Origin of the sequence: Psychrobacter sp. HII-4, from assembly GCF_904846595.1 — a bacterium.
GTDB lineage: Bacteria > Pseudomonadota > Gammaproteobacteria > Pseudomonadales > Moraxellaceae > Psychrobacter > Psychrobacter celer.
On the sequence record NZ_CAJHBJ010000046.1, the window covers coordinates 1 to 12,182 of the forward strand.

The window sequence follows — 12,182 nt, forward strand, 5'->3', positions numbered from 1 at the left end:
GGGCATGACCTTTGCCGAAGCTGCTGTTTTCTATGATATCAGTCCAACGACTATCCAGAAGTGGAAAAAGCGTCTTCATAGTAAAACCACCCGATATATTAAGCCCTACAAAATAGAGGATGAAGCCCTAGCTCAAGATGTCAAAGACCGCCCTGACGATTATCACTATGAGCGAGCACAGCGTTTTAATTGTAGCCCAACAGGCATCAGCAAAGCCTTAAAACGTATTGGTATTAGCAAAAAAAAAGACACTTGAGCATCCCAAAGCTTGTCCACTAAAGAGGGCCCACTACCTAAAAAAACTTAACCACTACATCGCTCAAGGCTTTGCTATTGTCTACATGGATGAGAGTAGCTTTGAGAGTGAAACGATGCGTCCTTGTGGTTATGCACCCATTGGTAGCCCCTGCATTGACCGTTATAACTGGCAAGCCAAAGAGCGAATCAACGTCATTGGTGCGCTCTTTGGCAAAATGCTGTTTGCACTCGATTGCTTAAAGACCAACATCAATAAAGAGGTTTTCTATCACTGGTGCAAGTTCACGCTGATACCAAAGCTTAAGAAGAAATGTGTGATCGTTATGGATAATGCAACCTTTAATAAGCGCGTTCAAAAGCTGCTTAACAGGCATGGTCACAGGCTTCTATTCTTACCACCTTATAGTCCTGACTTAAATCCCATCGAGAAAAAATGGGCTCAAGTGAAGTTTTTACGCCAAGGCTGGATGGAAAATGATTTATCTAAATTGTTTCATGATATGGGCTGTATCGATTTTATAAAGATTTAACTATAAGCTCTATTAATAAAACTAATGCTTAAAGATTAACACTTATAAGGATTAAAAAATATGGGCAAGCCAAAGCTATCTAATAACTTCAAGTCTTTATTGCACGCATTTATGTATAGTTACATAACTATAATTTTATTGTCTTCGGTATATCATTATTTATATTTTTCTAAAGAACAGTTTCTTAAGTTTGAATCTTTATTTATTCCGATTTTTTTACCGTTTCTATCTGTTTATGCTGTATTTAAATTTCCAGTTTATTTAATTGTTTTTTCTATATTGATTTTTTTAATATTATTTTTATATAAAAAAAATGTAAATAAAAAAATTAAAGTTATTTTGCTAACGATTATTTTCATTTTTTGGGATCTATTAAGTTTTTATTTATTTCGAATGATTGCTTCAGCATATTAGAGGTTTTTATAAGTAATTGCTAGATATTGATAATTTCCCAGTAGTAGTGCCCAAAAAAAGCGGGGTGTTGTAATGATTGCGTCAACGCTAAGTAAAATTTTATACTATATATCAAGATCTATACATATAATACTTCTACCTATATTATATTCGGCGACTCTTTGGTATCCGACTGGAAGATGGTGGGAAATAATAGGGCTTGGGTTGCTTTTGAGTATTTGTTTTTATCCTTTACTCTTTAAAAAAAAACCAAAAACGTTATTCATAGTAAGGTTTTTTTCATACTTAGTAACTGTAATTTTATTCTTTCCGACAAATTTTTTTACTGCAGAATATGGTGTAGATTATAGAGTTATTATTTTTTATGATATATGCTTTTTATTTATAGTAGATTTATGGATTTTCTTACAAAATAAGTAAAACACGCTACCAATATAATCAATCCAATTTAAAGTTGTAACAGCAAACATTGTTGAATAAATGATTTAGATTATTCTCACCCCAGCCTTGCCTAAGCTTTTTTACCTCAGCCCATTTCTTCTCAATAGGATTTAAATCAGGACTGTAAGGCGGTAGCCATAGAATACGGTGACCATGTCGGTTTAATAGCTTTTTAATACGTTTGTTCTTATGAAATCTGGTACTCGAGCATAGCTCTCCCCTTGCATTCGGGCAAAGCAGTGCTTTGCTTTATCCTCGCTCATATCCATGACGATGAAACATTTGTGACTAAGCTTTGGAATAGGTAACCTTGGCATTGATAATGTTTGAGTTTTATGGCGTATTCTAAACGCTTAAGCCAACTTGCTTTAGGATGTTTAAGACTTTTTTTTACGAGTATAACCCAGTCGCTTCATGGCGGCTTCTATACCCGATTTACTGCAACTCAAACGAGCGGCTCTTTCATAGTAGTAAGCATCAGGATAGTCTGTAATGTCTTGTTTTAGGGCATCATTAGATATTTTGCGTGGTGTTCTGACGATGGGCTTGATACTGATGTCTTTTTTCCAGTTAATAATGGTGGTAGGACTTATATCATAAAGCTTGGCTGCGGTGCGTACGCTCATGCCCTGTTCAAGAGCTTTTAGTACCTTTTTACGAAGGATGATGGGATATGTCATAGTAATCAGTAAGCTGGAGTTTAGAGTTATTGTATCAATTCTTGGTGGGATTAACTATAAATCCAAAAAAACTAATTGATATATAAGAAGAAGTGCAATATGAATAATAAGGATTTTTTTTAAAAAATATATCTGTCAATAGCTTATAGTTATTTAATTTATGTTTCTTTTTTATTGATAAAAGAATTTATGAACTTATATTCCTACTCTTCGAATTCGTATTGTCCATCACATAAGGAGTTTTTATATTCATTTATACTGCCATTCTATAGATTTATTTATCCATTATTTATTTCATTGCTTTTTTAAGAAAATAATATTAATAGTAGTTCTATTCTGGGGCGCATTTCTTTTGGTGTTATTTTCAAAAATTAAATTTTTAGAAAGAAATCAGAATATTTTATTAACCTTTCTATTGGTACTATGGCAGTTTTTTGGTTATTTTTGTCTAAGTTACTTAGCTTCTGTATATTAAAATTTAGGGCCGAAACCCGCTTTGACGCTCATCAAAGCCGCTACGTATACAATGAAGTTGGACAACTTACCCAGCAAATAGACAACCCGCAACTGCCCAGACACAAACAGCATCATATCATGATGGACTATGATCTTATTGGACAACTGACCGCCCGTCACAGCAGTCACTATCCTGAAATCATCGGTCAAGAATCGAGCAAACCTGTGCGTCCGCAGTATCACCGAGTGCGTTATGAATACGACGAGATCGGACAACTGACCAGCGCCGTCAACCCCAATAGCCGTACAACCCTTGCCTATGATGCAGGCGGCAGACTGATAACAGAAACCCTTATCAGTCATTTAACTCAAGACGGAGCATACCAAGCACGCGAGCACACCCTCACTCATGACTATGACGCGCTTGGCAACCGCACTAGCACTACCTTACCTGATGGCAAAGTCATCAATCAGCTCTACTATGGCTCAGGACACCTGTATAACCAAAGCCTATACGATCCTAGCACTGATGAGCATATCGAGTTGCGTCATAGCGAGCGCAACAAGCTGCATCTTGAGATCAGTCGCGAGCAAGGCGCACTCAGCAGCCGCTACCATTATGACCCGATGGGACGCTTGACCACGCAGCAAAGCAACAGAGATCAGCACCTCACCATACAGCGTGACTATCACTATGACGCCCTAGGACAACTGACACACCTAAGCGGTCATAGTGTCATCAATCAAGGCAATAAAAACACCCAACCAAGCCTAAACACTCAAACCAGCTTTAAGCGCAATCATCAATATCAGTATGACGCCCAAGGTCGTCTCACTGAGCACAAGCTCACCGACTATCAAAACCATACGGGCATTACCGAAGTCTTTGCCTTTGATCCTGCGAGTAATCGTGTGCCTGTAAAGGCTGGTGATAATGCAGATAAAATAACACAAACCGATACGCCGAAGAGTGAACAAGGTCGTCCGCGTGAGCTGATCCAAAACAACCAGCGCATCAGATACACCTATGACTCTCATGGTCGCGTACTCTATAAAACCACAGAGGTGGCTAATAATCCTGATACTGCCCCGCGTACTGCACTACAACTGCAATACAATGCCAACAACGAGCTTGAGAAAAGCCTGCGGACGCAATATCAAGACAACAGCATTGTTAAAACCCTCACCGAGTATCACTACGACGCCTTTGGACGGCGTATTGCCAAGCACAGTGAGACGCGTAACTTTATTCAGAGTAAAGACCAGCTCACACAAAGCCGTCAGACCCAATATCAGCACACCCATATGCTATGGGACAGTGACCTACCTATTCAGGAATATACGAACACTCATGTCTATACCACCATCTACGATCAAGGCAGCTTTGTCCCTATCGCGCGCTTAACTTGGCTACGTGATGATCTACCAAAAGTGGCTAATGATGATCTAGAAAGCATAGATAATGAAAGTAATGCAATACAGGTCTATCACTACCATAATGATCAACTCGGTACACCGAATGAGCTGACTAATGAGAAGGGTGAGGTGGTGTGGTTGGCTGATTATGAGGCGTGGGGTGAGGCGCGTGTAAAAATGTGCTGGGTGAGTCGCGTAAAAAACAGTTTGGGGAACTGTTTTAGCGGCGCAAGACGTAACGATAGTGCAGTGAAGTTAGTGCCGCAAGGCGAGAGCTGTGCTCGAGTGGGAGGCGAAGTGCTATGTCATGAGCAATTGATCGGTCAGATACAAGTATCAAGCAATGAACTACAGCCTATCCGTTTTCAGGGTCAGCACTTCGATGAAGAAACGGGATTACACTATAACCGTTTCCGCTACTATGATCCTGATATGGGGATGTTTACCTCAAGAGATCCGATAGGGCTGATGGGTGGAGATAATGTGTTCCAGTATGCGCCGAATCCGATAGGTTGGGTTGATCCGTTGGGGTTGGAGAATTGGAGTATGCTACAAAACTATGGCAATTCTCCTGGTATGAAATCATCGATTCATGATGCAAAAACCAAGTATGAAAATATTCAGAACGGAAAGGTGTCTGTATCTAAGCCACCTATACATGCAAATAAAACTATTATGGCAAATCTTACTATTGCTGGACAATTAGGTTTGGGAGGAGATGTTACTTTTGGTGCTGGTAAGAGCTATGATAAGAATGGAAGACCATCACAATGTTATGCTATAACGCCATGTATAGCTGGTGGTGCATCAGCTGAAATAACAGAAGGTATAACAGGGAGTGTTGCAAATGCTTCTACTTCACCAGGTTTCGGATCAACTAGTCAGGCTTGTATTGATGGTGCAGGTACGGCAGGCATTGGTGCTACAAGTAGTCTATGTCAAGGCGCAGATGGTAGTACTACAGGATCAGCTGGTATGGCTATTGGTGGTGGTGGTGGGGTAACAGGTAAAGCTTGTCAGGCTTTTACTTATTGTCGTTAATTTCAAGAGGGTTAATTATGAAATATATAGTATTATGTTCAACTATACTTTTGACAAGTTGTGCAGGTTTAGTGAGTCAAAATGAATATCCGTCCATAGAGAAAGAATGTGAAATATCTGAAGATAGCAATAGCGAGCCTTGCAAGATCGCGTCAATGAACGACTGGACTGAAGATGAAAAAGAGCATCATATGGGTTTTGTCAATTTTTTTCCTAATACAGGTGTACCTCAAGATTGTAGTAAAGCAAAATATTGGTTTGAAAAGGCTGCTAAGAAAGGAAATGCTAAATCTTTAGACGGTCTAGGTGGTTTATACTTCACAGGATGTGGTGTTGATAGGGATTTTAAAAAGGCAGAAAAGTACTATCTATTAGCAAACGAGAGAGGTAGTAGAAATGCCATGGCTAATCTTGGTGATTTATACCATGAAGGTGGTTATGGTCTTAAAGAAGATCCTGATAAAGCGATGTATTGGTATCAGTTGGCGATTGAAGATACACCTGCTCGAGCTTATAGTGGTATAGCAAATTTATATATTGATCAAGAAAATTATGAAGAAGCTCACAAAAATATTGTCAAAGCAGCAGATTTGGAATATTCAGAAGCGGAATACAATTTGGGATACATGTATTACAATGGAATTTCTGTCAAAAAAGATAAAGAAAAAGCAAAATATTGGTTCAAAAAAGCTGCTGCTCAAGGTTATATTGATGCTCAATATTACTTGAATGTCTTATCAGAAGAAGCGGAGCAGTAGACTGATCGGTTTGGGTCAAAGGTATAACATTAATATATAAGAAAACCTATTAATCCAAACCGACTGTAGCAGTTATCAGAAATAACGTCTTACCCGATGGCAAAGTCATCAACCAGATCTACTATGGCTCAGGACACCTGTATAACCAAAGCCTATACGATCCTAGCACTGATGAGCATATCGAGTTGCGTCATAGCGAGCGCAACAAGCTGCATCTTGAGATCAGTCGCGAGCAAGGCGCACTCAGCAGCCGCTACCATTATGGGGAGTTTCCCAAACTTTGTGTAACTGCTTATAATCCACTAACAGGAGAATAAGCAATGACTAACCAAACTGACATCAAGAAACTGGCCGAGCAAATGGCTGGTAGCATGAACAGCTTTGATGACATCAAAGACTTTCAAAAGCAGCTCATGCAATCCTTTATCGACACTGCCCTTGAAGCTGAGATGGAAGACCATCTCGGCTACCCCAAGCATGAGAAAGCAGACAAGCCTAATAAGCGCAATGGACACACTAAAAAGACTGTCCGCAGTGATAGCGGCGATCTTGAGATCTCTACCCCAAGAGACCGTGATAGCAGCTTTGAGCCTGTACTCGTCAGTAAGCATCAAACCCGTATTAGTGGCCTTGATGATAAAATCATATTCTTTTATGCCAAAGGTCAAACCACCACCGAGATTGTAGAGAGCATTAAAGAGCTCTACGATGTCGACATCTCAAGCTCTCTTGTCTCAAGAGTCACCGATAACATATTAGAGGACATCACCGCTTGGCAGAACAGACCGCTGAGCAGTGTTTATCCTATCGTCTATTTGGACTGTATTGTCGTTAAAGTACGCCAAGATAAACAGATTATCAACAAGGCTATCTATCTGGCGCTAGGTGTGGGACTTGATGGCAAAAAAGAGCTGCTTGGTATGTGGCTATCAGAGAATGAAGGCGCTAAGTTCTGGCTAGGCGTTCTCACTGAACTACAAAACCGAGGGGTACAAGATATTCTTATTGCCTGTGTAGATGGCTTAAAAGGCTTTAGTGAGGCAATTAATACGGTATATCCAAACACGCAGGTTCAGCTATGTATCGTGCATATGGTACGTTACTCTATGAAGTTTGTACCATGGAAAGATAGGAAGAAAGTAACTGCTGGTTTAAAGGCGGTTTATGACGCTGATACGCTTGAGATAGCAGAGGCTAACCTTGAGCAGTTTAATGAGGTCTGGGGCGATAAATACCCGCATGTGGTTACCTCTTGGCGCAATAACTGGGAGGGCTTAACCGTGTTCTTTGGCTACCCTAAAGACATTCGAAAAGCCATTTATACGACCAATGCTATCGAGTCATTAAATAGCGTGATTCGTACCGCTGTGAATAAGCGTAAGGTGTTTCCATCTGATCAGGCAGCATTCAAAGTGGTGTACTTAGCCACCCAGCAAGCATCGTCAAGGTGGGCGATGCCTATCCGTAACTGGACGTCTGCTCTTAATCGCTTTATGATTATGTTCGATGAGCGCGTTAGTAAGCATTTAATCTAAATGGCAGTTACACAGAATCTGGGATAGGCTCCCATTATGACCCGATGGGACGCTTGACCACGCAGCAAAGCAACAGAGATCAGCACCTCACCATACAGCGTGACTATCACTATGACGCCCTAGGACAACTGACACACCTAAGCGGCCATAGCGTCATCAATCAAGGCAATAAAAACACCCAACCAAGCCTAAACAATCAAACCAGCTTTAAGCGCAATCATCAATACCAGTATGACGCCCAAGGTCGTCTCACCGAACACAAGCTCACCGACTATCAAAACCATACGGGCATCACCGAAGTGTTTGCCTTTGATCCTGCCAGTAATCGTGTGCCTGTAAAGGCTGATGCTGCTATAGATTCATCAACAACAGATCAGGGCAGACCGCGTGAGCTGATCCAAGACGGCAAAAGAATTCGCTATACCTATGACTCTCATGGACGCGTACTCTATAAAACTACAGAAGCCATTAAACATCCTAATACCGCCCCGCGTAGTGCACTACAACTACAATACAACGCCAACAACGAGCTTGAGAAAAGCCTGCGGACTCAGTATCAAGACAACAACATTATTAAAACCCTCACCGAGTATCACTACGACGCCTTTGGACGGCGTATTACCAAGCACAGTGAAACTCGTAACTTTATTCAGAGTAAAGACCAGCTCACACAAAGCCGTCAGACCCAGCATCAGCACACGCATATGCTATGGGACAGTGATTTGCCTATTCAGGAATATACAGACACTCATGTCTATACCACCATCTATGATCAAGGCAGCTTTGTCCCTATTGCGCGCTTAGCTTGGCTACGTGATGATCTGCCAAAAGTGGCTAATGATGAATTAGAACTTTCACAAGGTTGGTATGGTAAAGATAAACCAAATGTTAAAACAGGTATACAGGGCTATCACTATCATAACGACCAGCTTGGTACGCCAAATGAGCTGACTAATGAGAAGGGTGAGGTAATTTGGTTGGCTGATTATGAGGCGTGGGGCAATACTGCGAAATTAGTTTGGAATGAGCAGGTGATTGGTCAGATACAAGTCAGTCAAAATGAGCTACAGCCTATCCGTTTTCAAGGTCAGCACTTTGATGAAGAGACAGGATTGCACTATAACCGTTTCCGCTACTATGATCCTGATATGGGGATGTTTACTACGAGAGATCCAATCGGGTTATTAGGTGACTTAAATGTGTTCGCTTATGCGCCGAATCCTACGGGTTGGACAGACTCATTGGGATTACATCCAGCTGCTGCTGGAGCTCTATCTGCTCTCGCGGCTGCTGGAAGAGCTTTAATAGGCTCAGGTGCTAAAACTAGTGGAAGAGTCATAGGGAAAGTGGCAGGGGAAGTGGCAAGTGCTGAAGAACAATCTTGTACCTCAGCTAATTGTAAAAAGAAGTGCCTTCCAGCTACTGAGGTTAATATTAGGAAAGTATTATCGCCTACCAATGAGAAAACCATACAAAAAAGCGTATCTTCACCAGTAATTCAGGCCTATGTTAATATGATTGAAATGGGGCAAACTAGCATGCCTCCAGTTAAAATGAGTGGTAATACAATTGTCGATGGAAATCATAGATTTATTGCTGCTAAACTTTGCAAAATGAACGCACCAAAAACACAGTGGAATATGTCAATGAGCGATGCTAGTAAAGCATATCCTGTTAGAAACATTAATGTAGATTCATTTGACTGGGGCAACAGATGATAGTACTAAATTATATTAAAGATAATGAACATGACTCAATAGAACTTGAAAGTTTAAATGGTTACGATTTATCAAACATGAATTTACATAGAATTTGGTTTAATAAATTACATAGTGAGAATGCCTTATTCTGTAATGCTAATTTTAGAAGCGCAACGTTTGAAAAATCAAGCTTTGTTAAATGCGATTTTAGTGATAGTGAATTTATCGCTGTAAACGCAAAAGATGTGGTTTTTAGAAAATGTATGTTTAAAGGTACTAAATTTATTAGTAGTGATTTTGAAAACTGTCAATGGCTTGACTGTATTTTTGAGGACTTAACAATTCATAACCTTAATCTTATTGATTGCTCCCCAGATAGGTTTGAATAAAAATGAGCTATGCTGACAAAACCGTACAAGTAAACTTGGTAAACTAAGCGTATTAATCGGAGTTTATCATGGTCAAGAAAATAAGAACCTATAGCACAGAATTTAAAGCTGAAGCCGTTAAGAAGATATCAGACAATAATGGCAATATCTCAGCAACCGCAAAGCAGCTTGGCATTGCCATGCAAACGCTATCGAATTGGCATAACAAAGCCAACCAAGGCAAGCTCAAAGGCACAGAGCAATACGACCCTGATCTTATGACAGCTCTTCAAGAAATAAAGCAGCTCAAGCGGCAGCTCAAAGTTGCCGAAGAGGAGCGAGAGATATTAAAAAAGGCGACGGCGTACTTTGCGAATGAGGAACGTTAAGAAACAGTCTGGGAGACTGTTTTAGTGACGCAAGGCGAAGGGCTATGTCCGCAGTGACAGCTAGTCAGGTACGCCTTCATCAAAGATAACCAGCACTTCTTTACCATCACCACTATGTGCCGCGTGCTAAGGGTTAAGCATTCAAGTTACTACGACTGGCTGAGTCGCGATATCAGCGAGCAGCAGATACATCGCAACCATTGTGAGCTACTCGTTAAAGCCGCTCACAGTGAAACTCATGAGCGCTATGGTGTTGAGCGTCTGCATGCGCATCTAAGTGAGCAAGGTCATAACATCAGTCCCTACATGGTCAGAAGCATCAAAGAGGAATAAAGCATCAAATGCCGTCGCCACAAACGCTTTAAAGTCACCACCGACTCCAATCACAACAAACTGGTCTATCCAAACGTGTTGGATCAAGAGTTTGATGCCAGTCGCCCTAACCAAGCGTGGGCCAGTGACATCACCTATATTTGGACGCTTGAGGGCTGGTTGTATTTAGCGGGAGTCAAAGATTTATATACCAAAGAGCTGGTCGGCTATGCGATCAATAAGCGAATGACCGCAGATCTAGTATGCAAAGCATTGAACATGGCCATCAAGAATAAACAACCAAGCAAAGGGCTAGTCGTTCACTCTGACAGAGGCAGTCAGTACTGTAGCCATGCTTACCACAAGATCATCAAGCAGCATCAGTTTACAGGTTCAATGAGCGCTAAAGGCAACTGCTTTGACAACGCACCCATAGAAAGCTTCTGGGGCATATTGAAGAACGAGCTAGTATATCACCAAGACTATAAAACAAGGTTTGCAGCTATCAGAGATATCATTGGATATATTGAGTTATATTATAATCAGACTAGGATTCAAAAGGGTTTAGGCTATAAATCGCCAAGACAGGTGTGGTTTGATTATTATCGTCAGGCTGCGTAATCAAAATCTCCCAAGTTTATATATACGGGATTGACGGCAGGGGTCAGAGATTGATAGAGGAGCTATTGGTCGAGCTAAGGTATGGTGGTTTCATAGAGGAGCAACCTTTGAAGTGAGATCTACTCCAACTGCAGGAGGACATACTAATCAGTGCACTTATGATGAACAAGGACAACTAATTATTAATCAAATTCCTGCTGCTGGTACTGCAGATTATAGAGCCTGTCCGAATCCTCCTTTCTGCAATGGACATATTGATCATGATGTTGAAACATGGAAATTAGCTGAAAAATTAGGTCGAGAAACTGATTATTATGATGTTAGACCCACAATATACGAAATGTGGTAAGGAATCTAAATGTTCAAACAAATATGTATATTTATTAGCGTCATTCTAATAGTTATGATTATTCCTGGTCTTGACAATTCAATCGACGCTATTAAGTCTGGTAACTTTTTAAATGAGTATGTTCTCAAAGCAATATTCTATTCATATGCTTTTGGAGTTTTTACTGGATATACAATTTATATTCTTTTAAAAAAGATAATTGATATTAAACAATATTCTCTTTTCTTTATTCAGTTAACTGTATCTATAGTAGCTGCATTCGTAATGATAATATATACTATGGCTTTGATGTCAGTCTGATTATATCAATTATTCAAATAATATCGCTTAATAAAGCTCTAACAAATCATCTCACCCAAGCAAGTCAGTGTCGAAGGTGCGAGCACGCTCTCACTCATGACTATGACGCGCTTGGCAACCACCTCAAAATCACCTCACCATACAGCGTGACTATCACTATGACGCCCTAGGACAACTGACACACCTAAGCGGTCATAGTGTCATCAATCAAGGCAATAAAAACACCCAACCAAGCCTAAACACTCAAACCAGCTTTAAGCGCAATCATCAATATCAGTATGACGCCCAAGGTCGTCTCACTGAGCACAAGCTCACCGACTATCAAAACCATACGGGCATTACCGAAGTCTTTGCCTTTGATCCTGCGAGTAATCGTGTGCCTGTAAAGGCTGGTGATAATGCAGATAAAATAACACAAACCGATACGCCGAAGAGTGAACAAGGTCGTCCGCGTGAGCTGATCCAAAACAACCAGCGCATCAGATACACCTATGACTCTCATGGACGCGTACTCTATAAAACTACAGAAGCCATTAAACATCCTAATACCGCCCCACGTAGTGCACTACAACTACAATACAACGCCAACAACGAGCTTGAGAAAAGCTTGCGGA

The 12,182-nt window shown here is 40.7% G+C and carries 10 protein-coding genes and 2 pseudogenes; 10 read left to right on the forward strand and 2 right to left on the reverse strand.

Going from position 1 to position 12,182, the window contains the following annotated elements:
• Both JMX98_RS12610 and JMX98_RS12615 read left to right on the forward strand, forming a co-directional pair.
• Positions 1-256: IS630 transposase-related protein (locus tag JMX98_RS12610; RefSeq protein WP_201587054.1), on the forward strand; the 256-nt coding region annotated here is incomplete at its 5' end.
• The gene (locus tag JMX98_RS12615) at positions 228-788 is read left to right on the forward strand and encodes a transposase (protein ID WP_201587055.1); all 561 of its coding nucleotides are present in this window, start codon (positions 228-230) and stop codon (positions 786-788) included. The genes JMX98_RS12610 and JMX98_RS12615, both read left to right, overlap by 29 nt.
• Before the next feature lie 852 nt (positions 789-1,640).
• Here JMX98_RS12615 and JMX98_RS14260 read toward each other — a convergent pair.
• Both JMX98_RS14260 and JMX98_RS12625 read right to left on the reverse strand, forming a co-directional pair.
• Positions 1,641-1,883 (reverse strand): transposase, encoded by a 243-nt coding sequence (locus JMX98_RS14260; RefSeq protein ID WP_265089388.1) that lies wholly within the window; start codon positions 1,881-1,883, stop codon positions 1,641-1,643.
• Between the two features lie 137 nt (positions 1,884-2,020).
• Positions 2,021-2,323, reverse strand: coding sequence for an IS630 transposase-related protein (locus tag JMX98_RS12625; protein WP_201587056.1), 303 nt, complete (start codon positions 2,321-2,323; stop codon positions 2,021-2,023).
• A gap of 1,761 nt (positions 2,324-4,084) precedes the next feature.
• On the opposite strand from JMX98_RS12625, the pseudogene JMX98_RS14345 reads away from it, so the two are divergent.
• The 8 genes and pseudogenes from JMX98_RS14345 to JMX98_RS14145 all read left to right on the forward strand — a co-directional run.
• A pseudogene (locus tag JMX98_RS14345) lies at positions 4,085-4,729 on the forward strand (RHS repeat domain-containing protein); the annotation flags it as partial.
• Between the two features lie 524 nt (positions 4,730-5,253).
• The gene (locus JMX98_RS12635; protein WP_201587060.1) at positions 5,254-5,994 is read left to right on the forward strand and encodes a tetratricopeptide repeat protein; all 741 of its coding nucleotides are present in this window, start codon (positions 5,254-5,256) and stop codon (positions 5,992-5,994) included.
• 320 nt (positions 5,995-6,314) lie between these two features.
• Positions 6,315-7,529, forward strand: coding sequence for an IS256 family transposase (locus tag JMX98_RS12640; RefSeq protein ID WP_201587062.1), 1,215 nt, complete (start codon positions 6,315-6,317; stop codon positions 7,527-7,529).
• 44 nt (positions 7,530-7,573) lie between these two features.
• Positions 7,574-9,247 (forward strand): RHS repeat domain-containing protein, encoded by a 1,674-nt coding sequence (locus JMX98_RS12645; protein WP_201587064.1) that lies wholly within the window; start codon positions 7,574-7,576, stop codon positions 9,245-9,247.
• Positions 9,244-9,618 carry a pentapeptide repeat-containing protein gene (locus tag JMX98_RS12650; protein ID WP_201587065.1) on the forward strand — a complete coding sequence of 125 codons (375 nt, stop codon included), beginning with the start codon at positions 9,244-9,246 and terminating at the stop codon, positions 9,616-9,618. Before JMX98_RS12645 ends, JMX98_RS12650 begins: the two co-directional genes overlap by 4 nt.
• 68 nt (positions 9,619-9,686) lie before the next feature.
• Positions 9,687-10,919, forward strand: a pseudogene (locus JMX98_RS12655) (IS3 family transposase).
• Positions 10,920-11,031: 112 nt separating this feature from the next.
• Positions 11,032-11,268: a hypothetical protein gene (locus JMX98_RS12660; protein WP_201587067.1), complete on the forward strand. Its 237-nt coding sequence runs from the start codon at positions 11,032-11,034 to the stop codon at positions 11,266-11,268.
• A gap of 676 nt (positions 11,269-11,944) precedes the next feature.
• A partial coding sequence (locus tag JMX98_RS14145; protein ID WP_227680173.1) for a hypothetical protein occupies positions 11,945-12,182 on the forward strand: 238 nt, incomplete at its 3' end.

Excerpts from the sequence above, each read along its gene's own strand:
- JMX98_RS12635 (WP_201587060.1), top strand. The coding sequence starts at position 5,254 with ATGAAATATATAGTATTATGTTCAACTATACTTTTGACAAGTTGTGCA.
- JMX98_RS12650 (WP_201587065.1), top strand. The coding sequence starts at position 9,244 with ATGATAGTACTAAATTATATTAAAGATAATGAACATGACTCAATAGAA.
- JMX98_RS12640 (WP_201587062.1), top strand. The coding sequence starts at position 6,315 with ATGACTAACCAAACTGACATCAAGAAACTGGCCGAGCAAATGGCTGGT.
- JMX98_RS12645 (WP_201587064.1), top strand. The coding sequence starts at position 7,574 with ATGGGACGCTTGACCACGCAGCAAAGCAACAGAGATCAGCACCTCACC.
- JMX98_RS12625 (WP_201587056.1), bottom strand. The coding sequence starts at position 2,323 with ATGACATATCCCATCATCCTTCGTAAAAAGGTACTAAAAGCTCTTGAA.